The sequence below is a fragment of the Natronobacterium gregoryi SP2 genome (assembly GCF_000230715.2).
GTDB lineage: Archaea > Halobacteriota > Halobacteria > Halobacteriales > Natrialbaceae > Natronobacterium > Natronobacterium gregoryi.
This window is the reverse complement of sequence record NC_019792.1, coordinates 2037022-2061012: the sequence shown is the minus strand read 5'-3', so window position 1 is coordinate 2061012 and position 23991 is coordinate 2037022. Positions and strand designations below refer to the sequence as shown.

The 23991-nt window shown below is 63.2% G+C and carries 20 protein-coding genes; 7 read left to right on the top strand and 13 right to left on the bottom strand.

From position 1 onward, the window contains the following. Positions 1 to 381: 381 nt before the first annotated feature. A complete protein-coding gene (locus NATGR_RS10290; protein WP_005575622.1) occupies positions 382 to 756 on the top strand; it encodes a 2Fe-2S iron-sulfur cluster-binding protein in 375 nt (124 codons plus the stop codon). A 124-nt stretch (positions 757 to 880) separates the two neighbouring features. Further along, entirely contained in the window at positions 881 to 1540 is a 660-nt protein-coding gene (gene dps, locus NATGR_RS10285; protein ID WP_005575621.1) for a DNA protection during starvation protein, read from the top strand. A 384-nt stretch (positions 1541 to 1924) separates the two neighbouring features. On the opposite strand, the gene NATGR_RS10280 is transcribed toward dps, so the two are convergent. Beyond that, positions 1925 to 2584 (bottom strand): HAD family hydrolase, encoded by a 660-nt coding sequence (locus NATGR_RS10280; protein ID WP_005575620.1) that lies wholly within the window; start codon positions 2582 to 2584, stop codon positions 1925 to 1927. Positions 2585 to 2752: 168 nt separating this feature from the next. On the opposite strand from NATGR_RS10280, the gene NATGR_RS10275 reads away from it, so the two are divergent. Next, positions 2753 to 3289 carry a DUF6735 family protein gene (locus NATGR_RS10275; RefSeq protein WP_005575619.1) on the top strand — a complete coding sequence of 179 codons (537 nt, stop codon included), beginning with the start codon at positions 2753 to 2755 and terminating at the stop codon, positions 3287 to 3289. A gap of 10 nt (positions 3290 to 3299) precedes the next feature. On the opposite strand, the gene NATGR_RS10270 is transcribed toward NATGR_RS10275, so the two are convergent. The 4 genes from NATGR_RS10270 to NATGR_RS10255 all read right to left on the bottom strand — a co-directional run bounded on the left by NATGR_RS10270 (position 3300) and on the right by NATGR_RS10255 (position 8052). Beyond that, a complete protein-coding gene (locus tag NATGR_RS10270) occupies positions 3300 to 5087 on the bottom strand; it encodes a MutS-related protein (RefSeq protein WP_005575618.1) in 1788 nt (595 codons plus the stop codon). A gap of 322 nt (positions 5088 to 5409) precedes the next feature. After that, positions 5410 to 5676 carry an elongation factor 1-beta gene (locus NATGR_RS10265; RefSeq protein WP_005575617.1) on the bottom strand — a complete coding sequence of 89 codons (267 nt, stop codon included), beginning with the start codon at positions 5674 to 5676 and terminating at the stop codon, positions 5410 to 5412. A 9-nt stretch (positions 5677 to 5685) separates the two neighbouring features. Then, positions 5686 to 5865 (bottom strand): HVO_2753 family zinc finger protein, encoded by a 180-nt coding sequence (locus NATGR_RS10260; protein WP_005575616.1) that lies wholly within the window; start codon positions 5863 to 5865, stop codon positions 5686 to 5688. Positions 5866 to 6204: 339 nt separating this feature from the next. Then, positions 6205 to 8052 (bottom strand): cation:proton antiporter domain-containing protein, encoded by a 1848-nt coding sequence (locus NATGR_RS10255; RefSeq protein WP_005575615.1) that lies wholly within the window; start codon positions 8050 to 8052, stop codon positions 6205 to 6207. A gap of 99 nt (positions 8053 to 8151) precedes the next feature. On the opposite strand from NATGR_RS10255, the gene nreA reads away from it, so the two are divergent. The 3 genes from nreA (at position 8152) to NATGR_RS10240 (ending at position 12231) form a co-directional block, all read left to right on the top strand. Next, positions 8152 to 9528 carry a DNA repair protein NreA gene (gene nreA, locus NATGR_RS10250; protein ID WP_005575613.1) on the top strand — a complete coding sequence of 459 codons (1377 nt, stop codon included), beginning with the start codon at positions 8152 to 8154 and terminating at the stop codon, positions 9526 to 9528. Positions 9529 to 9681: 153 nt separating this feature from the next. Further along, positions 9682 to 10566, top strand: coding sequence for an IS1595-like element ISNagr10 family transposase (locus NATGR_RS10245; RefSeq protein WP_015233176.1), 885 nt, complete (start codon positions 9682 to 9684; stop codon positions 10564 to 10566). 366 nt (positions 10567 to 10932) lie between these two features. Continuing rightward, on the top strand, positions 10933 to 12231 hold the full coding sequence (locus NATGR_RS10240) for a hypothetical protein (RefSeq protein WP_005577415.1): 1299 nt from the start codon (positions 10933 to 10935) through the stop codon (positions 12229 to 12231). Between the two features lie 120 nt (positions 12232 to 12351). Here NATGR_RS10240 and NATGR_RS10235 read toward each other — a convergent pair whose 3' ends face one another. From NATGR_RS10235 to NATGR_RS10200, 8 genes are all read right to left on the bottom strand, one after another. Then, complete coding sequence (locus tag NATGR_RS10235) at positions 12352 to 13947, bottom strand: protein phosphatase 2C domain-containing protein (RefSeq protein WP_005577416.1); 1596 nt, start codon at positions 13945 to 13947, stop codon at positions 12352 to 12354. Next, a complete protein-coding gene (locus NATGR_RS10230; RefSeq protein ID WP_005577418.1) occupies positions 13934 to 15208 on the bottom strand; it encodes a protein kinase domain-containing protein in 1275 nt (424 codons plus the stop codon). The genes NATGR_RS10235 and NATGR_RS10230 overlap by 14 nt, the downstream gene beginning before the upstream one ends. A gap of 22 nt (positions 15209 to 15230) precedes the next feature. Then, positions 15231 to 16430 carry a vWA domain-containing protein gene (locus NATGR_RS10225; RefSeq protein WP_005577421.1) on the bottom strand — a complete coding sequence of 400 codons (1200 nt, stop codon included), beginning with the start codon at positions 16428 to 16430 and terminating at the stop codon, positions 15231 to 15233. Positions 16431 to 16572: 142 nt separating this feature from the next. Then, positions 16573 to 17532 carry a double zinc ribbon domain-containing protein gene (locus tag NATGR_RS10220; RefSeq protein ID WP_005577424.1) on the bottom strand — a complete coding sequence of 320 codons (960 nt, stop codon included), beginning with the start codon at positions 17530 to 17532 and terminating at the stop codon, positions 16573 to 16575. Between the two features lie 330 nt (positions 17533 to 17862). Beyond that, entirely contained in the window at positions 17863 to 18639 is a 777-nt protein-coding gene (locus tag NATGR_RS10215; protein ID WP_005577426.1) for a 4-phosphopantoate--beta-alanine ligase, read from the bottom strand. A 144-nt stretch (positions 18640 to 18783) separates the two neighbouring features. Continuing rightward, positions 18784 to 21702, bottom strand: a complete 2919-nt coding sequence (locus NATGR_RS10210; protein WP_005577428.1) for a DUF1508 domain-containing protein — start codon at positions 21700 to 21702, stop codon at positions 18784 to 18786. Positions 21703 to 22016: 314 nt separating this feature from the next. After that, the gene (locus NATGR_RS10205) at positions 22017 to 22844 is read right to left on the bottom strand and encodes a pantoate kinase (RefSeq protein WP_005577429.1); all 828 of its coding nucleotides are present in this window, start codon (positions 22842 to 22844) and stop codon (positions 22017 to 22019) included. 195 nt (positions 22845 to 23039) lie between these two features. Further along, positions 23040 to 23489 (bottom strand): MaoC family dehydratase, encoded by a 450-nt coding sequence (locus NATGR_RS10200; protein WP_005577431.1) that lies wholly within the window; start codon positions 23487 to 23489, stop codon positions 23040 to 23042. Between the two features lie 145 nt (positions 23490 to 23634). Here NATGR_RS10200 and NATGR_RS10195 point away from each other — a divergent pair, with 145 nt between their 5' ends. Beyond that, a complete protein-coding gene (locus NATGR_RS10195) occupies positions 23635 to 23952 on the top strand; it encodes a DUF7576 family protein (protein WP_005577433.1) in 318 nt (105 codons plus the stop codon). Positions 23953 to 23991 lie beyond the last annotated feature (39 nt).

The following is a 23991-nucleotide window of genomic DNA, read 5'->3' as shown; positions in this document are numbered from 1 at the left end:
CCCCGGGGCTTGACCCCGAGGCGGTTCACGGTAGACGCCGAACCTAATTCACGACACTGCTGGTGAGGGTGTCTATTAGCATCAAGAAAACGTACAAAGAATTGTGCGAACTGAAACCGATATGGAGCGAGGAACGACCCGCATAAACGAGTACAGGACTACGCCCGCGACAATACGGCATTGATCGAGCCGGGACCGACCCACCACGACGAGTTTCTTTCGTCCACGTGTCACCCGCTCGGCCAGCCGCGTGGGTGGGAGTAGATAGGTTTCGTAGTGGTCGTGGTCCGTGGCACTTTATGACTGCCTACTGGACACCCACCACCGCGACGAACACTGCACGCAGCAGTTTTTTGTCTCGGCGCTCCCGACCACCTCGACGTGACAGCAGCGACGACCTGGACGGTCGAACTCCGCGTCCCACAAGACGCCGACCTCGAGGCCGCCGGCGAGAGTCGGACTATCGAGGTTCCGGAGGACCAGTCCATCCTCTCGGCAGCGCGTGCGGCCGGCATCTGGCTCACTGCGGACTGCCAGCAAGGGTGGTGTATCACCTGTGGTGCGCGCCTCCTCGAGGGCGAGGTCGACCACAGTACCGCCAAGCGCTACTACCCCGAAGACGAGAGGGCTGGATTCGTCCTCACCTGCGTTGCCCGGCCACGATCCGACTGCGTCCTCGAGGTCGAACGAGACGACGAACTGCTCCGGCATCGGGCCGACCACGACCGACCACCGGGGCGGTCGAAACTCGACTGACGATAGTGTTGCGTGCAATCTCACACGGGGCCACGTAGAGGCCGAGCATGTCACCAGTGACGACGCTCTGAAAAGCGTATAAACGCAAAGCACTATACGGCGAGTTATAGCAGTAGACCGGTGCATGTCCGACGAGAAGCCACACGCGTCAGGAGACATCGACGCCGGTGACACGAGCGAGCGAGTCGGGATGGCCGTACTCAGGGAGCGTGGGCTCGAACCCGAGGAACTGCGCGAGAAACTCATCGACGCCATCGGTGCCGAGTTCACGACGTACTACTACTACACCAACCTGCGGATGCACCTCGCCGGTCACGAGGACTACAAGGAGATCACCGAGGACGCCCGCCTCGAGGACCGGGCGCATTTCGAACTGGTCGCGCCGCGCGTGTACGAACTCGGCGGCGCGTTACCGAACGATATCCGGGAGTTCGCCGACCGGGCGTCCTGTCCCGACGCGGAGCTGCCGACGCCGATGGACGACTCGGGCGGATTCGCGGTCGACGAGTTGAACGCCGAAGCGATCCTCGAGACGCTACTCGAGGCCGAACGCTGTGCGATCCGTACCTGGTCGGAGGTCTGTGACATGACTCGCGGCGTCGACCCGCGAACGTACGACATGGCCCAGCGCATCCTCCAAGAGGAGATCGAACACGAGGCCTGGTTCGTCGAGTTGCTCTCGATGGAACGCGACGGCGAGATCAACCCCGCAGGCCACTTCGTTCGAGGTGAACCTGGGGACGCGCCGTACTCGACGAACCGTCGGTTCAACGACAGTGCCTGATACGGGCTGCTGTACCGGTATCCCGGCGCGACCGCGCTCCTGCGGTCGCGCCGGAACGGTCTGACAGCAAACCGTATGAGTCACGACAGTCACGTTTTCGCCTGCTTCGTCCGGCACACTCCGCATTGCTGTTCGACCGAGAGCGACTCGAGTGTAAGGACAGAAGACGAACGAGGCGATCAGGACACGGGCAAAGCGACGGCCCGCCGTCGAAACCTAGTACTCCGCCAAGCGTCGACTGCTGAGTGAACCCAGACGACCGCATTCGGTTTCACTCATCCGTTCAGGCTTGCCAAAGCACTAGTACCGTCCCAACCGTCGACTGACGGGTCGAATCGAGCCACACCGCCAGATTCGACCCATCAGTTCAGGCGTGGCCCGCCACTAGACGAGGTTTGGCAGCACCGAGAGCGACTCGATTTCGTACTCCGGTTCGACCGACAACTCGTAATCGAGGCGATGGTCACGACGAATAAACGCCGAGTCGACTCCGGCGTTGTCGGCCGCCAGCACGTCGACCTGGCTGTCGCCGACGTACAGCGGATTCGACGCACCCAGTTCCTCGATCGCCGACTCGAGGTAGTACGGCGTCGGCTTCTTGCGCTCGATACCACGGACCGTCGGCTCGCGACCGTACCAGATATCGAACCCGTATTCGGTCAACTCGAACTCTTCGAGGACGTTCTCGATCGTTCGGTGCTGGTTGTTGCTGACGATCGCCGTCGGCGTCTCGAGCGCTACGAGGGCCGCGACGTCGTCGTACGGTCGCTTCCGGCCGGCGCGCATCTCCTCGAGTTGAGCGTCGATCGCCGCGCGTTCGCGAGCGTTCCATAGCTCGTTGGGCTCGAGACCGTGCTCGTTTGCGACCCGCCGAAGCGTCGGGACGTCGGGGCTGATGAGTGTCTCGACGTGGTCGGTTGGCGGTTCCGGGACGCCGACGCTCACGAAGGCATCGTGAACCGCGTCGATCAGGACGTCGTAATCCGTCGGCGTCGTCAACACGCCGTCGTTGTCGAAGACGATGGCATCGTATGCAGTTCCCATTCGTTTTCGAGAGTGTCTAGGCCGGCCGGGGTTTTCGTCGTTGTGACCGACCCGGGCCCACAGGTTCAAGTACGGGCACGCGACCAATGCCGTCGATGTCCGACGACAGACCTCTCGCTTGCCGTCGGCGTGTGACAGTCAGGAGGCAGTTTCGGTACGGAGAGACGGATGGGGCATAGAGCGCTCGTCGCCTATCGGCGACCCGACCACCTCTACGACCTTCGGTACAGTCACTGGGGCGGCGACGACCTCGCGCTCGTCGACGAAATCGACGCCGATACCCCGCTTGCAGACGGCAGCGTCGACGGCGACCTACTCGTAGACTCGATCGCACGCGATCGCTTGCTCGCCGACTACCTCGATCCCCGCACCTACGAGGCGCTGTATCTCGTCGTCCCCGACAGCGAGTACGCCGTCGAGGCCTACCGCGTCTGCTGGCTCGAGTGGGGCAACGGACGCGACGGTGGCCGCGGGGCGATTGTCAGGGCCGACCGCGACGACCGTGCGGTTCGCGTCTGGTTTCGTGCGATCAAGACCGCCCTGGGTGATATCGTCGACATGGGTGCACTCTCGAGACGTGCGGCACAGGCCTACCTCGAGGCACGCGTCTGCGAAGAGCGGGACGGAATGGCCTACACCTACGGAACCGAAGCGTACGAACCGCCGCCGGACTACTGGCCTGCCGACAGAAACGGCGATCGGTAAGCGACCGTGATCAGTCGCCGTCGTCGCACCAGTGGGCGTCAGCGAGCGTCCGCTGGACGACCTCGGAGCCGACCGCCTCGCCCAGCGTCTCGAAGCCGGCCCGTTCCTGGCCGTCGCTCGCGTTTGCGACCAGACGCGAGACGATGAACTCCGGCGTCGACCGACCGACAGTGCCGAATCGAGGCTGGTAGTCGACGCGCAACTCGAGGTCCGGGTTCAACCCTTCGGCGAAGATGCCGTCGACCCGGGCATCGGGCGGTAGCGGCTCCAGGTCGTCCGCGAGGTGGGTGACGAACACGCCCATCGCGTCGCGGTCGACGGTCAGGTTCACCAGTCCGTGCAACAGATCCGCCGCGCTTCCCGGTTCGGTGATCGCCTCGAATTCGTCGACCAACATCAGGGTTCGGCCGCCCGAAGACAGCGGCGGCACGATCGACTGCAGCGTCGACTCGAGGACGCCAGCGTTGAAACTCGCGTGTCGACGGTGGAAGACCAGCGAGTCGACTGGCATCACTTCGGCCCGCTCGGCGGGAACGGGAAGCCCCATCGAGGCGAGCAAGACGACCTGACACAGCGTCTCGAGTAGTGTCGTCTTCCCGCCGCTGTTGGCTCCGGTGAGGACCGCGACGCGTTCTCTCCCGGGATCGTCTCCCGTCCCGGGAGCCAGGCTCACGTCGTGCTCGCCGAGCGCGTAGGTGACCGGCTGGACCGACTCGTCGTCGCGGGCTGCGAGAGTAAGGTTTCGTGCGTCGACGACCGAGACCGCGACGTCGTCGCTCTCGACGAACGTCGGGCGGGTACAGTCGTACTCGAGAGCAAAGCGCGCGAGTGACAGTTGCAACGCGACGTCGTCGACGGCGTCGACGGCCTGATCGACGGCGTCACGGTTCTCCGCGAGTGTGCCCCGGTATTCGCGTGCAACGGCTCGCTCGCGTTCGCCGATCGCCTCCGCGAGGTCGTCCCGGAGCGCCCGCAGCGTCTCCCGAACGAAGTCTGTCGCGTCGACGGCATCACCCGGCATCGCCGCTCGTACCCGGTCGACGGTCACGTCTGTCTCGCCGACGAGGTAGTCCGCGAACGACTCCCGAAACTCCGCGACGTCGCGGACGCCGGCCGACCGGAGCTGTTCGATCACCTCGAGGGCGTTGGCGTTGACATCCTCGATTGCACCGAGCGTCGCCCGGAGTCGATCGAGTTCTTCGTCGGCACCCGCTCGGACGCGGACGCCGTCGCTGCCTTCCTCGAGCGCCGCGAGCGCCTCGGCGGCGGCCGCGAGTCGATCGGACTCGAGCGCGGCGATCGCTGCGAACGGGCCGGCGTCGACGGCTGACTCGAGGAGCGCGAGCGCGGTCTCGACGGCGGCCCGCTCGCTTTCCTCCCGGTCGTCGTAGCGGTCGTAGGCCGCGAGGACGGCTTCGCGCTCGTCGTCTGCGAGACCGTCCCAGGCGTCTCGTGTCGCGAGTACGTCGTCGAGTCGCTCCGTCATCGCCTCGCGGCTCGAGCGCGGCGTGAGGACGCGGATGCGATCCGCAGCACGCCGGGTGACAGCGTGTTCGCTCGCAATCTCGAGCAGGTCCTTGTACGCCGTGCGGGCGTCTCTCGTCGCCAGCAGTTCCATCCCGTCACCACCCGTCGCACGCCGGAGGATGCTCGTCGCTCGACCGCGAGAGAGCCCGGCACCCGTCAGCGCCCGAACGTCGCCGTTCTCGATCGCCTGGATCGCGCGTTCCTCGCCCAGGTCCGCGACCAGCGTCTCCTGCGTCTTCGGACCGACGCCCCAGTAGTCCTCGAGTCGCATACTCGAGGGGTCTCGAGCCGACGTTCTTGAACACTTCGGGGTATTGGTAGCGACAGGACGGTCAGAATCGAGCATCAAGATCGACTCGGAGGCCGGCTTGCTGGGTGGTGAAAACCGAGACGTTCGTTGGCAGAGACGGGGACGGCAAAAACAGTGAACCGCCTCGGGGTCGAGCGCCGAGCCTTTCCGTGGTTTAGCGCCTCAATTCATAAAAGGGACGGAGCCGAGTGTCCGCAACTCACTCTCGGTGAAGTACTCGGGGTCGAGCGCCGAGGTACTCTCGCTGTATCTCTGTAGAGCGGGGACCCGCGCTGGCTCTCTTTTAGATGCGGCCGACGTTGTCGACGTCGACGCTCTCGACGCCGTCGACGTCGGCGAAGTTCTCTTCGACCGTCTCCGTGCCGCCTGCGCCGTCAGGAACGATCACGGTCGGGTAGAGTGCAGTGAGCCCGAACGCGACTTCCTCGCGTTCGACGCCGTTGATCTTTGCACCCTCGGGGAGGGCAGTCTCGAGGCGCTCTTGGAGCGCGTCGAGGTCGATTTCGGGGCTGTTCGGCATGACCTTGATTTTGGCAGCTACTTTTCCCATGGTTGTGTATCAGGGACCGGTGAACCCGCAGTCGGGACACTCGTAGAGGTTGCTCTGCTTGCGACACTTGGCACAGCGGAAAATCTGCTGGCCACAGTCGGGACACTTGAACGACGCGGCGTTCGTACCCGCGACGTTGATCCCACAAGAGACGCAGGATCCGGTCCCTCGGTCGTTCGTCGTACTCATACCCACCCCTTCCCGCCCGCCGTTTTTAACGGTTGTCTTTCGTCGGCTTCCGCGGTCGACGAAGCCGGGACAATCCGTCTCGAGTGCGACACGACGAGACCGGACAGAAGAGGAACGCACAACGTGGGGTCTCGAGGGGTCTAGGAGCGATTGGGGCAGGCGTCGGCGTTTTCTCGTTCGGAAAACGCGCTTGTACGTATTTTATTCCGACCGTGGAACGGACTCGTGCGGCCCGACGGTCCAGTTCGATGGAGTGCCCGAACGCCGGCGGGGCCGTGCCTCTGACATGCGAACCGACGTGGACGCCTCACGGCGTCCACCCGTTCGTAGGAGTGGGTCTCAGTCGTGGGGGTGGAACCGACGTACTGCTTCTCTGACGGCGTCGTCACGGCCGATAAACGTCACCTTATCACCGTCCTCGAGAGCCGTGTCGGCTTCGGGAACGTAGGTTTCACCGTCGCGGGCGATAACTGCGACGATGACGCCGTCCGGAATCTCCGCATCCAATTCCGCGATCGTCGAACCGACGAGCCCCGTCGCAGTGACCGTGATCTCCTGGGCATCGTGGCCCTCGCCGAGTTCCGTCATCCAGTGGGCGAGCGCGGGTCGTTCGATCTCGTTGTCGATCGACCACGCGGTCGCGCTCGCGACGTCGATCGCCCGGACACCGAGCGTCTCGAATGCGTCGACGTTGCCGGGATCGTTCACCCGAGCGACAACCGTCTCCACGTCGAAAGTCGTCCGTGCTAGTTGCGAGATCAATAGGTTGGCGTCGTCGTCGGCGGTCGTCGCCACGACGATCCGCGCCCGCCCGACATCTGCATCGCGTAACGTGTCTGGGCTCGTGCCGTCACCGACGACCGCAGTGTAGCCATCCTGTCGAAGTCGTTCGACGACTTCTTCCTCTTCGTCGACGAGCACGACGTTTTCGCCCCGTTTCTCCAGTCGCATGGCGAGCGCCCGACCGATCCGACCGCCGCCGACGATGATCGCTGGCATGGGTATCACCTCGAGGTACTCTGCGATCTGGCGGGCAAAGCCCGCCTGCAGAATCACAGTCAGAAAGATAACGAGAAAGACCGTCCCCGCGAGCGTCCGAGCGGCTTCGAACTGCCCTGCAGCCTCGAGTTGCAAGGCAAACAGCGTCGCCACCGAGGCCGGAATGATCCCGCGAGGGCCGACGAACGACAGGAAGAAGCGTTCGTCACGACTGAACTGACGGTCGGTCGCCGACAGCGCTACTAGAAGTGGGCGGATAAACAGTGTGACAGCCACGACGACCGCGATACCGCCCGTCCCGAGACCGAACAGCGAGTCGAAGTCGATCAGCGCCGCCAGCGAGATGAACACGAACGCGAGCACCACGAGCGTCAGGTCGCGGTTGAACGAGAGGATCTCCTCACGGTGGGGAAGATCGAGGTTCCCGAGCACGATCCCGGTCGTCGCGGCGGCAGCGACGCCGGTTTCGGGAAACACCGACTCGGCGAGTCCGAAGGAAACGAGCGCGCCAGTCAACGTGGTGAGCCGCGCCATCTGCGGCGCATCGCCGGCCGGCGGCCGGACCTTGACCAGCAGTAACCAGACGATAGCGGCGACGACGACGCCGATGCCGACCCCGGCAGCGAGCCGCTGCAGGAACCCGGTCGGAATCAGTTCCGGGGCGTCCCCGACGACGACGGCCTCGAAGATAACGATCGCGAGCACCGCCGCGGTGACGTCGTTGATGATTCCTTCGGCTTCGAGTGCCGCCTCGACGTGCTCTCGGACCGTGACGACGTCGAGGATCGGCGTGATTACCGTCGGTCCGGTCGCGATCAGCAGCGAGGCGATAAGCAACGCGATCTCCCAGTCGGTGCCAAGAAAGAGCCAGGCTGCGGCCGCCGTGCCGACGAAGGCGATTCCCGCGCCGATCGTCGTCAGCCTGCGGACTGCCTTCGGTGCTCGCTCGAGTTTCTCGCGCCGGAGGTGAAAGGCCCCATCGAAGATGATGATCGCGACGCTGAGGCCGACGACCGTCTCGAGGCCGTCGCCGAAGGTATCGATCGTTACGAAGCCGAGTCCTTCCGGACCGACGAGGACGCCGATGACGATCAGAAAGAGGACGCTCGGAACCCGAAGCCGCTTTGCGACTATCTGGGCTCCGATCCCCAGCGCGAGGATGCCGATGACGACGGGCAGGACGTCCACACGCCCTCTTCACGGGCCACCCACAAGTAACAGCCACCATACTCGTCGGGGTCGACGGAAGCTCAAGATTCAAACCCACGCCCCACCAACGTCCGGTGAATGCGCCTCGACGAGTACATCGAGGATCTCGAGCCCGACGAGGAGGCCAGACGCCGACAGCTGGCCAAGGAGAAATCCTACGAGATCACCGACCACCTAGAAGCGTTCGAGCGCCGGTTCGACGACGCCCTCTCCGGAGACACCCTCGTCGGCTCGACCTCGCCCTCTATCTTCGTCGGACGGTCGAACTATCCCGACATCCCCGTCGGCCTGCTCTCGCCCGTCGGCGACGAGGGCGACGCCGAGGAGTACGTCACTGACGGCGACTGGTACCGTCAGGGGTATGCGATCGACGATGTCCTCCAGCGCCGGACGAGACTGCTGAACTCGAACAAGCGCGCGAACGTCGACTCGCCGTCGATCGCGAGTCGGCTGACGCCGTCAGTTCACGACACCTGGGACGGCTTCGTCGGCGTCCAGCGGGAAGTCGCCATCGCCGACCGCCCCGTCGACCTCGAGATCGGGCTCGACGACACGCCCGATCTCGGACTGGACGCCGGGACCGACGTCGCGACGCCTCGAGGCCCCCGTGCGAACGCTCGTAACGCCGAACTCCGGGAGAATCCCTACGTCCCGCGACCCGTCAAGAAGACCCTCGAGGACGACGACTGGCAGGCCCAGGGTGCGATGACGTACCTGTACCGGCGCGGGTTCGACGTCTACGATATCAACTCGATCCTCTCGGCGGGCGCGTTAGGTGAGACCGAACAGCGCCGACTCGTCCCGACGCGGTGGTCGATCACCGCCGTCGACGACACGATCGGCCAGTTCCTCCGGGGTCGCATCCGAAACGAGCCCAGCGTCGACGAGGTTCAGGTCTGGGCCAACGAGTACATGGGCAATCGCTACTGGGTGATCCTCGCTCCAGGCAGCTGGGAGTTCGAACTCGTCGAAATGAAAGCCCCCGGCAGCATCTGGAACCCCAACCCCGAAGACGACGTCTGGCTCCAGGCCGCAAGCGAGGGCTACGAGGGCCGCTCGAGTTACGTCCAGGAGACCGCGGGTGCCTACTACGCCACCCGGCTGGGGGTGTTAGAGCACCTCGAGTCGATCGGCCGCCAGGCGAAGTGTCTCGTTTTGCGGGAAGTGTCGGACGACTACTGGGCACCGGTCGGCGTCTGGCAGGTCCGCGAGAGCGTTCGCAACGCCTTCGAAGGAGAGTACGGGGAGGCGGAGACGTTCCACGGTGCAGTTCGAGAGGTATCGAAACAGTTGCCGGTGTCCTACGAGCGACTGCAACGAAAGTCAGAGCTTGCGGCCGGGTTACAGGCAAACCTCGATGTCTATTTTTCTACACAGAGAGAGAATCCCGTCGTTGACGACGGGCGTGAATCCGACACCGCCGACACAAACCACGCTCAGCAGCAAGATGGATAGTTACGTTGGATCGCATTATAGTATGACAGACACCGAGGCGGTACGTCCGCCAACCTAATCGGACAACGCTCTTCGGAAGCAGATTGTTGGTCGAACAGAGCTGGCGCTGTGAAAGCGTAGCGGGCAAGGGTGATGCGTCAGCATCACCCGACTATGTTCCCAGTTGAAGTGTTTCGCTCAGAGGCGAGCGCCGCGAACCTGCTGGAGCAGGTTCGCTGGCGCGAGGGCCTCCAGTGCCCGCGCTGCCAGTCTGAATCGGTGATCAAGTACGGCAGCTATCGAGAGTATCAGCGGTATCGCTGTAAAAATTGTGGACGCACGTTCAACGACAAGACCGGCACGATCTTCGCGCACGCGAAGATCGGCCTTGACAAGCTGTTGTTCGCGTTCTACTCGTTGCTCCGATTCAACACGAGTATCCGCCAGTTAGACGCTGAAATTGACGTCTCCTACCGATCGCTTCACCGGCGCGTCGAGCGTTTCGCCAGAACGCTCGACGCGCCTCAGCTCGATCTCGTTGGCCCCGTCGAGATCGATGAGTTCTACGTTTCTGCCGGAAAGAAAGGCCGCGAGCGCGACCAGGAGTCGCGCTCGCGTGGTCTCTCGAAACGTGGCAGAGGAAACTACGACGAAGACAAGCCACCTGTGTTTGTCCTCGTTGATCGCGGTAGCGATCAGCGATACGTCATCCCGTCGAAATCCGCCGACGAATCGGCTGTGCGACTCCTCCTCGATTCCCACGAGGAGGAGTCGCTGACAGTCTATACCGACGGCTTTCGTGCCTACGACCCGTTAGAGACGGACGAAACGTACCAGCGAGAAGCGGTTATTCACGGCGAGGGAGAGTACGTTGATGGAGATGTACACGTGAATACGTGCGAGAGCCACGCGTCGCTGGCGCGACGGTGGCTCTCGCCGCATCGAGGTATCTCGAAGGACAAACTCACCACGTATCTCAGACTCTTCGAATTTCGTCGGAAAATCCTACGCAAACCCGGTCGAAAAGCCCTGAAAGACATCGTTCGAACTGTTCTCTGACTCACCAACAATGTCCTTCACAAGAGCGATCGGACAATATCGGGACTCCAAGGCCTAGAACGTTCGAGACACCCTCTCGAACTGCTGTGATGTCTCGGTCAAGATAACTCCGAGTCCCCTGCCGAGAGAGGAGTAACGGCGGTGTGGCCCCGTCCTCAGAAATCGTTGATTTCTGATGGGCTGCACGAGAACACCGTTCTCGTGAACGCCATCGGCCTGTCATGCCGACAGGTCGTAAACCAGCAAATATTCCAACTCAGCGGTGCAGTGCCGTGGGAAACCTCGCCGTGAACGGCGAGGAGGAGGTCACTACGGTGGCTGAACTGACCGCTACTTATTTACGTCATATTTACCGATTAGTATAGTATGGAACCGGTGAATGGATCGGTGTCTGATCACGGCGTCCTCACCGTCCTCGAGGTGATCGCCGTGCCCGTCGCGATACTGGCGACGGTCGTCGTGTTGCTCTTCGCTGCGGCTGTACACAACGTGGTCCAGTCCATCGGCGCACTCGCGGGGGCGAGCGAAGTCACTCTCGAGGCTGGACAGGTCGCCGTCGCCGTCGTCACCGGACTCGTGATCGCGTCTGGCGGCGCACTCGCAGTGGTGGGATATCGTCGCGTTCTCGCGTCGCGGTTCGAGGGCGTTCGGCCGCTGGTGATGACGGTCGTCCCGGCAGTCGGAATTCTCACACCCGTCGGATACGTGGGGTGGACGACGGAGACGCTCTCGCTCCCGATGTGGGCGTTCGTGATCGTCGCGGTCGCCGCCCACGCGCTCGCGTTTCGAACGATCGCGATCGGATCGCTCCGCAGGGGCTGGACTCGAGTCGGCGCGTTAGCCGGCGTAGTCACGGGGCTGCCAGCAGTTACGGTCGTCGTGGTCTACGCGAGCGACCACCCGATCGTAGGCGAAGGACCGATCAGCAATCTCCTGGTCGCCGCAGTCGCCGAGACGGGCGTGCCGTTCGATCGGGCGTTTCTCGTCGTAATCCCGCTCCTGAGCGCGATCGCGTACGGGATCGCGTTCGTCGGCGCGGACCGGATGGGCTCGATCGCGGCACCCGGCAGATGGCTCGCTGGTGTCGTTCTATCGGCCCGAAGCGCCGGCGTTCGTTCCCGAACAACCGGCTCTGCGAACGAGCGACCGAAGACGACGACCGCGAAAGACGCGTCGTCGACGAACGACGCAAAGAAGGTGAAGGCGAAGTCGCCCGCGAGTGAGTCGTCGACCACCGGCAGACGAGCACGCCCACAGGGACCGGTCGTCCCCTCGAGTCCGTCCGACCGCGAGTCGCGCCCAGAGGAGGGCACAGCAGAGACAGATACCGATTCGACCGACAGTTCCGAAACCGACGCCGACGGCGACACAGACGTCGGCAAGCGCGAAGACGAGAGCCACGCTGTCGCCGACGAACCGGCTGTGGCGGACGACGACAGCGAGAGTCCGACTCAATCTGCAGTCGTCTCGACCTCTCACGGGCAGGCCGAGGCCGAAGCAGTTGAGTCGGCCGAAGAGTTCGCCTCGGACACGCGCATCTTCGGTGGTGATTTCGACCAGTACGACGGAGGCGACGATCCGACGGGGACGTGTCCGGACTGTGGAGAAGAGATTCCCTCGGACGGGGCCTACACCTTCTGCCCGCTCTGTGGCTGTCGGCTGTGAGTTTTTGTCGCAGGCCCTTTCGTTCGTAACCAGCTACCGAGAAAGCAGCCGATCGTCTGTCGTCGAGACCGTGAACTGCCTCGGGGAATTCACCTTGACAGCCTGTAAAATGACGACCCGCTACGATCGGAACCGGTCGAGCAGGCCCGCATCGTCCGACTCGCTCTCGTCGATTCGATCCCGGGCCAACCCGACGGAACTGAAGAATTTAAACGCGATCGGATCCGTCTCGCGGGGGTCCTCGAGCGTGAACGTCGTGCCGTCCTGAAGACGGTACGCTTCCGGCCCTCCGCGAACGAACTGGGAGTCAGATGTCGTTCCGTCGTCAGCCCCAGACTGGAGGTGGACCCACTCGCCGTCGTCTTCGACGAACGTCCCTGCGTCGCTCGTGTTGCGGAGCCACCAGTTGCCGTCGTCGTCGCGTTCGATCCGGGTGTGGTGGCGTTCGACGGCGTCGTCCTCGACGACGAGACAGATGTTCGGGCCAGCGCCGTCGGCTTCCTCGTTGTCCCGGCCGATCGTGACGCCGTCGACGATCTCGTAGATCGTCTCCGTCCCCGCGATCTTGATCGACGCGGTGGTCAGATCGGTGTCGGTCGCCGAGACGACGTCGGCGGCCGACTCGAGACTCTTCGCCGAGGCGTTCCGGTCAGTGCTCTCGTATCCGTCGTCGGAGCCTGGCGTCTCGATCACCGTCTCCTGGTCGATCAGTCCGTCGGATTCGATCGCTTCGCTCCGCTTGGAAATATCCTCGGGTGAGGGGTCGGCCGTCGGATCTCGAGCGAGCGTGACCGAAAGGTTGTCTTTGCCGCCGCGGTCGTTGGCGAACGCGATCAGATCCGCGACGCCCTCCCGCAGGCCGTCGGCCTCGAGGACGATGTCTCTGATCTCGTCGTCCGTGACCAGCGCCTCGAGTATCTCTTCACGGACCGCTTCGGTGTCGTCGACGCGTTCGTACTCGGCACGGAGCGGCGCGATGTCTGGATAGGCGTCGATCAACCCGTCGCTGGTCAGCAACACGATGTCTTCCCGGTAGATGTCGGTCGAGCCGAACTCGACGTCGACGGTCGGCTTACCGTGTGGAGAGCCGCCGACGGCGTTCGTGATCGCCGTGGCGCTCTCGTGGACGCGTGCACCGACTTCGTCTTCGATCTCGCCTTGCTCGAGCAGGTCGTTCGTGACCGCGTGATCAGTCGTCAGTTGCTGGATGCGTTCGTGGCGCTCGTTGACAAGGTAGAGTCGGCTGTCCCCGACCCAGCCGTAGTGGAGTCGTCCGTCGACGGAGACGGCCACGACGAGCGTCGTCGCTGGCTGTCCGTCGATCCGTCGGGCGTACTCCTGAACGTGCTGGTGAGCGTCGTCGACCGCGTCCTGGATGGCTGCCCGGATACGACGGGGGGACAGCGCCGACGCGGGATTCTCGTCAGCAGTCGGCGGCTCTCCGCCGTAGACGTCGAGATCGAACCGCTCGAGGAGGTCCGTTCCGGAGCCAAGCAGTGTCTCCGTCAACCGTTTCCGGACCACAGTCGTCGCCAGAAACGAGGCGACGTCGCCGCTCGTTTCACCACCGACGCCGTCACCGAGGACGAAGATGCCAAGCGGTCGACACGCCGACCGATGGTGGTTCTCGAGCACCGCCGTCGCGATACTGTCCTCGTTGATGCCGCCACTCCGTCGCTTCCGCTCGCCGATGTCGACTGTACTAGCGTGTTCCATTGGTGTCGGTGTGCTGGTTGTCAAACTGGAAGTAGAACCGTTCGGGATAGCTCGGACTGACCAGTGCGATAGTGTCGCCGACCTCGAGGCGAGCCCGGCTTTCGACGTCGTCGGGGACCGACTCGCCGGCCCGCTGCTGGCGTTTCTGGCCCGCTTCTGACAGCAGGAATCGCCACTGTCGTTCGTCGTGTTTGCTGATGTAGGTCCCGTTGAGGCTGGTGTCGACCACGTACCAGTTGCCGTCGTCGTCCACGTCGAATCGACAGTGAACTGCCGACAGCGCCTTGTGACGGTCGTCCGAAAGCAGTAGCGATGGGCGAGGGCCGTCGTCGGTCCGTCTGCCGATGGTGTCGCCCGGGCTGATCGTCCACTGTGTGTCGCGGCCGAGCCATTCGATCGACGCCTGCGCCGGCATCGTCGCGTCCCGGTCCTCGAGGGCGCGTTTCAACACCGACGCGTTCGGGTATCGGTCCGCCCGGTCGTGCTGGGTCGCAGTTTCGACGATCTCGTCGACGTAGTCGTCGCTCTCGACGCCGAACGCCGCCGGAGAGACGCCGTGATCTTCGGGAACCCAGCCGACGAGCAGATAACAGAGAATCTTTCCGATCGAGTAGACGTCGCTCCACGGTCCCTGACGCTGTTTGGAACCGCGGTTCAGCTCCGGCGGCTTGAACTCACCGGGAACCGTCGAATCACCGTCCGAGGTCGACTCTCCCTCGCCTTCGGTCGTAAACTCGGGAGCACCGTGTTCGGGAACGAATCCCTTGGCCGTGGTGAAGTCGATGATCTTCGGCTCCCTCGAGCCGTCGATCATGATGTTGTCGGGTTTCAGATCGCGGTAGATGATATCGTGATCGTGCAAGAACGAGATCGCATCACAGATACCGATACCGATCTCACGGACCTCGTCGGGATCGGTGATCGGGTCCTCGGCCCGCACGATCTCCCCGAGTTCGTCGCCGTCGATCAGCGCCACCACCAAGAACGGCGTCCCGCTCGCCCGTTCCCGACCGTGGTAGGCCATGATGTTCGAATGACCGCCGGCGTTGCGGATGTCCTCGAGGACGTCGCGTTCACGCTCGAAGTACTTGTCGACGAGGTCGTCGGGTGCTCGCCCGTCGTAGTTCGGCTGTTTCAACGCGACGAGTCGGTTCCGTTCGGTATCCTTCGCCGACCAGACGACGCCGAACCCACCCTTTCCGAGTTCCTCACGAAGGGTGTACCGTCCGGCAAGCTGGCTCCCGCGTTCCCACTCGGTCATGTACTCGCTCGCAACTGCATGCTCAGTCGAATCGACCGTCGTCGTAGACGACCGTCGTGTTCTCCTGTACCTTGCGGACCTTCTCCTCGTCGCCACCCTCGATCCGAGTCACGTCCTGTCGCAGATCAGTGACGATCGACGTCTCCTCGGTGATGACCTCGGTCTGGTCGATCAGTTCCTTTACCTCCTCGAGTTCGTCCTCGGAGTCGGCCTGTGCAAGGCGGCTGCGGATCTTCGTGTCCTGGTACGCCAGGAAGGCGTCGGTTTCTTGCTGGGCCAGCTTCTCTTCGTCGTCCGTGTAGCTGACGTCGACGGACGTCGAGACGGTCTCGGAGACGCCCTGTAGCTCGACGTCGGCGACCGACTCGGTCGTCCCGAGGTCGTTACCCGGCGCGTCCATCTTCAGGACGACCTTCTGTTGTTCCCGGTCCTGGAGATCAGGCAACCGGACGATCACGGAATCGGCGTCGTACTCGAGGTCGACCTGCTGGACCTGCGGACGGCGACGGTAGGCTTCGGCGATCTCGCAGCCGGGTGCCGGATCGATCACGAGCCGCGGGTTGTTCGCGATCACGGTCGAGGCCTCCTCGACGACGTCGCCGAAGAACGACCTGATATCGATCGGCTGGTCCACGTGAGTCCACCGCCCCTGGGAGTGTTCGCCCAGCGTCCGGATGATGTCCTGATCGTAGTTCGTCCCGATGCCGGCCGAGTAGACGGAAATGCCGCCGTCGGCGACGGCCTTCGCCAGCGGTTCGAACTCGGTGAACTTCCGCTTGAGGTCACGTCCGTCCGAGAGCAGCAAGATCCGCTTCGAGATCTGGTCGCCCTCGGGAAGCTCCGAGAGCGTCTTCTTCGCGGTCTCGACGCCAGCGTAGATGTCGGTTCCGCCGCGCGTTTCGACCGCATCCAAGCGCTCCTGGGCCTCTTCACGCTCGATGTCGCCCCAGCGGGTCGCGTCCAGTACCACGTCGACGTCGTTGTCGAAGGTGACGATGCTCATGTAATCGTCGTCGTTCAGGAGACCGAAGACCAGCCCCGCTGCGTCCCGGACCTGGCGCATCTTCCCGTAGCCCATCGAGCCGCTGCTGTCGACACACAGCGAGATGTGACGTTCGGCAGTCTCGTCGCTTTCCTCCGGTTCGATGACGAACTCGCAAGAGATGCCACCTCCACGTTCGGGTACGTACGGCCTGTTTATCGTCTGTGAAATCGTCGTCATTGGATCAGTTAGTGTGTACGCGTTCTTCGTTGAGTGTTCGATACTGCAGTGAGAGTACCCCGATCGCCCGATTGCGCGTCCCGACCGCCACGCGTCTCGTCCACACGGGATAAACCGGGGTCCGATCAGCCCTCGCCACGCTTTAGAGACGCACCTCGATCTTCGCGCGGTCGGCCAGTTCGAGCGTGTCGCCGTCTTCGAGCCTTGCCGACTCGCCGTCGATCACCGTCCCGTTGTGTTTCGTGCCGTTCGTGCTGACGTCGACGACGTAGATGCCGTCGTCCTCGACGGTGAACTCGAGGTGGTCGCTCGAGACGTAGGTCACTTCGTCGCGGCCACCGCTTGCCTCGACGAGATCCTCGAGCCACTCTCCCTCCTGGCGGCCGAACGTGTCGCCGTCCTCGAAGGTGTACTCCTCGCCGTTGACGGCGATGGTGACTGTTTCGGGCACGTCAGTAGCGTCGTCCGCCGGCGGGAACACCTCTCCATCCCGGATCGGGTCCAGGTGCAGGCCACAGCTCGGACAGTACGTTTCGTCGTCGATCTCGTAGTCACAGCTCGGACACGCATCGAGTGTCGGTTCGTCGTCTTCCTCGAGCTTGGCTCCACAGTCTGGACAAAACGCCATGTCTGGATCAACCGCTGCACCGCAGGAGTGACACGATTCCGTCGTGTCTCCGTCGTCTGCCGGTTCGTCTTCTGTGTCGATTCCCCCGTCCGCGTCGGCCCCTTCATCGGCTTCGGCTTCGACTTCGTCGGCCCCTTCGTCCGTTTCGTCCGTTTCGCCGCCCTCGTCGACGGCGTCCGGCTCCGTCTCGTCGACCGCCTCCTTCTCGTCGCTCCCGTCTGGTCCGTCCTCGTCGTCGGCTCCGTCTCCGCCGGAGTCGTCGACTTGGCTCTCGTCTGCGTCGTCGACATCTTCCGCCTCGTCGAACTCCACCCCGGTCGCCTCGGCTTCCTCGTCGCCGTCCTCGGCTTCGTCCGCCCCACCACCCGTGTAGTCCGGATGTGGAGTGTCACAGTTCGGACAAAATCCGCCGTTCGGGCCCGGTTCGAACGAGGTGTCGCATGAAACGCAACTGAGGGTTACTTGTTCTGGCATGACCTTCAGAATAGTTTCTCATTCACGATAGGAAAAAACTATGGCAAAATGTTTGAATGCTTGAATCGGCTCACGGAGACTTGGCCGAAAAATCACCACACACGCCATCGATCGCGAGTCGCGTGCTTCCGAACCAACCTCGAAGCAACCAGTCGACTCTCGAGAGACGAGCACGGAAGAAGTCACCCTGGACACACCGCCTGGGTGGCGTGTGCGTTGCCACCAGGACGGGCGTCTCACCCTCTAAAACTCCGCCTGACAACTGGACCGAACGTCACGTCGGATCGAACAGTTTGGCCCATCGACCGCACACCGCCAAAGTCGGCCCGCTCAAAACCCGTCCCGAATCCGTTCTTCTGCCGCCTCGAGTGCCTGCTCGCGATCGAACTCCGCGACGATCTCCTGGAGCGTCTCTTCGTCTGCGTCGGCCAGCTCCCGGGCGTGATCGGTCACGTTCGGGACGGCGCGGATGATGTTGTCGACGATCGGCACGTCGGCCACCCGTGGCGACCGCGAGAGCGGGTTGAGGTCGACGACAATCTCGGTCTTGCCCATCTCCGCTAACGCCTCCGCGCGGTCGCCATCCTCGAGCGGGACGAGCACGACGTCCGCCGAGTAGATCCCGTCCTCGTCGACTTTCGCCCGCTCGTGATCGAGGTTCGGGATGCGTGCGTCGGCCTCGAGTCCCCTCACGTCTTCGGCACCGTGCTCGGAGAGGTGGTCGGCGATCGCCTGCATTCGCTCGGGCGTTCGATTGAAGAGATTGATCTCGAGGTCTGCATCCGTCGCGTCGGCGAGATCGACCATCTCTCCGGGAACGAGCGCCGCGACGTTGCCATTGATCGAGAGCACGGGCCGGTCGGCCAACAGCAAGTGTGCAGCACCAGCCCGCTCGGCGGCGTCCGCTGAAGGGATGGTCTCTTCGCCCAGGAGGTAATCGAAGGCACTGCCACGACCCTCGGCGTGCATTCCCTGAAGATGAGTGATTCCCTTTTCGACGCCGTTCTCGATCCGATGGCGAGTGAGCAAATCCTGATACCGGGGATGGTCCTCCGGGATCTCCTCCTCGCGTTCGACGTCTGCCGAGACGGTGTCGTAGTCGCTCACGGTCGTTCACTCGCGGCGATAGATAAAAAGCCGTCCGATATACCCACGGCGACGACCGCGCCAGTCCCACCGACGACGGTTCGAAGCCGCCTCTCCTCGAAAAAGAGCGCTCGAGTCGAGCGACGGCAAGGAGAGAGACGACGCCTACTCGGTAAACGTGAGCCAGCCGTCGGGTGCGTGAGACTTCACCGCGTCCATCGCTTCGCGGGCGTCGGTCCGGTTCTCGTAGGTTTGTGTACTCTCGGCCATCGTCGAGCCGAACTCGTCGACCAGCCGCCAGACCCAGCCGTCCTCGTCCGTGTGGAGCTCGAACGAGACGCTGTCGATCTCGAGGATGCTCGCGTTGCCGATGAGCGTCCGGACGTCGTCGAGGGATTCGCGGGCCGCTTCGTTCGTCTCGTAGGTCTCGGTACCAGCCGCGACTGGACGGCCGTCTTCGTCGATCAGCCGCCACTGCCAGCGATCGTCCTCGTTCGAGACCAGCTCGAACGAGGCGACGTCGAAGTCCACCCGGCCCGCCATCGGAGCGAGCCGTCGAATCTCGTCGATCTCGTCCAGTTCCGCTTCTTTCGTGTCGGCGACCGTGCCGCCACGCGCAGAGACCGTCCGATCGGCATCGACCAGATCCCAACACCAGCCGTCTTCGGCACCATCCTCGAGACGAATTGCCGCGTCTTCGATAGTGAAGATCGGTGCGTCGGTGGCGTGAGTGCGACAGGCGTCGACGTGATCGAGTGCGTCGGCTCGCTCGGTGTACGAGACCGTCGCGTCGGCGACCGCCTCGCGGTCCCGATCGAGCAGACGCCAGGACCAGGTCCCGCTCTCGTAGAGTTGCACTGCGACGTCGCCGATCGTCGACTGACGGCCCGACGAGGCAGCCTCCCGCACGTCCTCGATCTGGTCGACGAGGTCGTCACGCGTCGGTGCCGGCTCGTCGTCGACCGCGACCGTCTCGCCCGACGGGAGGACGAACCGCCAGTGCCAGTCCTCGTCGACGTACGTCTGAAACGCCGCGTTCTCCATCGTCCGGACGTCCGAACCAAGGTGCTCGAGCAGCCGGTTCATCGCGTCCCGGGCTGCGTCTCGAGTCGGGTGTGTCGCCGGGTCCTCGGCCACGAGCTGGCCACCTTCGTCGATCAGCCGCCATCCCCACTCGTCGTTCTCGCCGACGAACAGCTCGAAAGCGGCAGTTTCGATCTCGAGTAGTTCGGCGTCGGGCGCTCGCTCTTTGAGTGTCATCATCGCCTCGGCGGCCTCGCTGCGGCTCGTGTGTTCCTCGCCACTGTCAGCTAACACGTTGCCGTCCTCGTCGATGAGCCGCCAGCGCCACTCACCGTCGTCGGCTTCGTAGACCTGAAACGCCGACTGTTCGAACTCGATTAGTTCGGCTTCGTTCGCCTGTTCGCGGACGCGTTCGATCGCTGCAGCCGCGGAATCGGCGTCGGCGTGGGGGTCCGTGCTCGCGGCGACGATCTCACGATCCTCGGTGACGAGTCGCCAGTGCCAGTCGGGACCCTCCGGTTCGGCGGGACCCTCGTCTTCGTCGAAGGTAACGGCCGTGCCGCCGTCGGTAGCCGCGGCCGGCTCGTCGACCGCTTTCGGAAGGTGGTCGTCGTCGTTCGAGGGAACGGTGCGCTTCTCGTCGGACGGATAGACCTCGTACTCGGCTTCCTCGATCTCGACGACATCGGCCTGGTCGGCGTTCTCGCCGAACTGTCCGGCCTCCCACTCGACTCGTTCCTCGTCGACTGCCGCTCCGGGGTTTCGTGCGACGATATCTTCTGCTTCGTCGACGAGTCGCCACTGCCAGTCGTCGTCTTCCTCGTAGAGTTCGTAGGTCGGCTCACCGGCGACGGTGACTGACGCCGACTCGAGTGCAGGCAGCAATGCTTCGGCGGCCTCCTCGGCCTCGCGTCGGGTGTCGTAGGTGTCTGCGGCGTCGGCAACGACGTCGTCGGCGTCGTCGACGAAGCACCACGTCCACTCGTCGTCGGTCTCGTAGAGTTCGACGCCGAAGTGTTCGATGTCGAGCAGTCGCGCGTCGGTGAACCGTTCGGCGAACGTCTGTGCGGCCGCTTCGGCGTCGTCCTGTTCGTCGTAGCCCACCTCGTCGACGGCCAGGGTCGTGTGCTCGTCGTCGACCAGATGCCAGTGCCACTTGCCGCGTTCTTCGGTGTAGGTGAACGCAGCACCCTCGATTTCGATCACGTCGGCGTCTGGCCCGCGATCTTTGAGGAAACTCACCGACTCCTCGGCACCCTCGCGTCGGCCGAACTCGCGGCTACAGTCGGCGACGACGCTCCCGTCGTCCCGTGCGAGAGTCCACTGCCAGTTCCCGTCCCGGTCTTCGTAGAGCCGAAACGCGGCGGTCGTCAACTCCATCAGCCCGGCAGAACTGATCTGGGACTTGACGCGATCGATTCCCTCCCGTGCTTCGGGGCGAGTGACGGCGCTACTGGTGCTCGTCGCCAGCGCTTCGCGGTGTAAAACGTTCCACTTCCAGTCGCCGTGTTCGTCCCGAAAAATTGCAAACTGGGCGTCCTCGAGAGCGTCGCCGGTGAGAATCGGTGGGTCCTCGCTTGTCCCTTCCTCTTCGACGAACATCCCTTTCCGACCCGTCAACACGGGGACGAGGGCAGCGACACCGGCGATAATGGCTATGCCAACGGCGTAAACCGCGATGACTTCGACGTCGTATCCTGCCCCTCGATGTCGCCAGTTATCGGGGTAGACGATTCCGTACATCGCGACTCCAACCAGAGAAACGACCAACCCAACCACGCTCGCCTGTATGCCCCGCTTTCGTACCGGAAGCATCAGTCCAATCCCGAATAAACAGAACACGAGCCCCAGCGACGCCGTCACCCCCGAGATGTGGATCATCCGTTCTTCGGCGATGCTACCACCGTACCCGATGACGAACGCGACGATGCCCGCAGCCCCGACGACGTAGCCGAGAATGAACAACCAGTAGCCGTAGACGTCTTTCCCTGAATCCGGTTCACCTACGTACCGTTCATACAGACGATACAGGCTTCGATGAATTTCGCTTGGAGCTGACATTCGTAACTCGAGCGCATAACTCTGGTGTGATATAATAAACCTTCGGCCAGACATACAATTTCTTATACATATTTGGAAAATAGATACCCGCTATTACATCTCTTGTGTGTCAGCGAAGAAGTAAAAACTGTCCTGATGGTCGCCCTGCCGCGATTCGGCCCCGAGCCGTGGTATTCCAGATGGATCGCGGGATATTCTCGACGACGTGTTCCCGGAATACTGGCTGCAACTGGTAAATTCAGCATCTCCTTTCACGAACTGGACGCCGATTACACTGCGGGTTGGCTATGAATGTAAGATTTATTGTATAATGGTTACTGTAACACTGCGCCAGCCGGATGTGTCGAACAAACTGATGGATCGTAACCCGCGTCGGATAGCCCAGTCCCGAACGCAAACACCGTCTCACCGAGCATAGCCATCGATGCCTGCCCCCCGACCCCGGCGACCGCTTCGATCCCCTCTCTCACCTGGTCGGTCAACAGTCCGGTCTCACGGGCGAACAGCCGCGAAGCGTAGATGAAAGACGGCAGCGTCGGTTCCTCGACGACTCGAGAGAGCGCCTCTCGTCCAGCAACAGTCAACTGGTCGGTCTCACCCGAAAGAACGTCTGCCGTCGACAACTCTCCGAACGAGACGTACTCGACGCGTGCACGGGCTGGGATCGCATCGAGGACGTTCTCGTGGGGACCACCAGGCTCGAGTCGGATCGGAATGCCGCCGTGTGCCTGAGCGACGACATCACCCAGACCAGTGCCAGCCTGTACTTCGGCGCCGTGAGCGATCGTTACTAGCTCGTTCGTCGAGAGCGTTCGCTCGAAGACGGCGTTTGCCGCCAGTGCCGTCCCGAGCGTCATCGCCCCCGAGACGCCAAACCCCGAGCCAAGCGGGAGAGCCGATTCCGCCTCGACGCGTGCAGTCACGTCGAGCGTCTCGAGTACCGTCGTCACCGGATCGATCTCGAGCCGGTCGCCGTCGAGGACGACCGTCGACTCCGGTGCGGGTTCGACCGTCACCGTGACGCCGTCGGTGAGCGTCAGACCGGCACCGCGCGAGCCCGCTTTCGTCGGGTCTTCATGAGGATGTGTACTAAAAAACCCCGTAATGTGGCCGGGAACGAACGCTGTCGCCTCGTCGCGCATTACTCGAACTTTCGAGCGGACGAGTAAAACGTTGAAGATTTTCGGATTCGACGACCGAACGGTCACACAGCCACTCCCACTCGGGAGACACACGCCGGCTACCGGCTCCGAGACAGTCGCTTGCGCCACTCCCGGCCTGGCGGCCGACTCACGGTCGGGCAGAGACACCGTCGAATCAGACCGGACGACCCGCCATCACTCGCCGGCTGACCGTCGCTCGATCATCGCCAGCGAAATCCAGGAAACGACGACCTCGTCGTGCTGGTTTCTCCCCTCGAAGCGGACGTCGACGTAGCCGCGTCGCGGATCGCTCTCGGAAACGCGCTTGTCGAGTACTTCGGTCCGGGCCGACAGCGTGTCACCGGGTTTGACCGGCTTCTTCCACCGGAGTTCGTCGACGCCGCGAGCACCCATACTGGCCTGCTCGCTGAGTGGCCCATCGACGAGCAGACGCATACACATCGACGCAGTGTGCCACCCCGAGGCGACCAGTTCGCCGAACGCGGACTCTTCGGCTGCCTCCTCGTCGACGTGAAACGGCTGGGGGTCGTACTGTTCGGCGAACTCGACGATCTCCTCTCCGGTGACGTGGTACTCACCGAACTCCTGAGTATCGCCGACCTTGAGGTCCTCGTAGTACTGCATACCACAGATTGGGAGGTCAATAGTCAAGAAATTGTGGTCTGCGGTAGTGCTCTCGTCGGCGATCCTGATCTTCTATACAGTCTGAGCGTCATCAGCCACTGAATGTCACGGGAGGGTATTTGTAGCGTCTCGTGGACGTCCGACTATGTCCCCGAACACCGACCCGTCCCCGGCGGAGCCGGTTCAGGCGACGGTGAGTACCGACACCGACGAGCGAGAGCCACGACTCGAGGGATTCGACGATCCCGCTCGCGTCGTCGAGTCCGTTCCCGACGCGATTTCGTGTGTCACCTGTGGGGCCACGATCGGCCCGAGCGACTACCGGATTAGCTGGGTCGTCGAGGAACGGGACCGGACCCTCGAGCGACACTACTGTAGCGAGGAGTGTTTTCCGGACGAAAAGCCGACCGACAATCCCGGGGACTCGCGCTCCCCCACACGAAACTGGTCGTACTGTCGATGACGCCGTAACCGTCTCCCACGGCTCGAGAAAACCGACCGC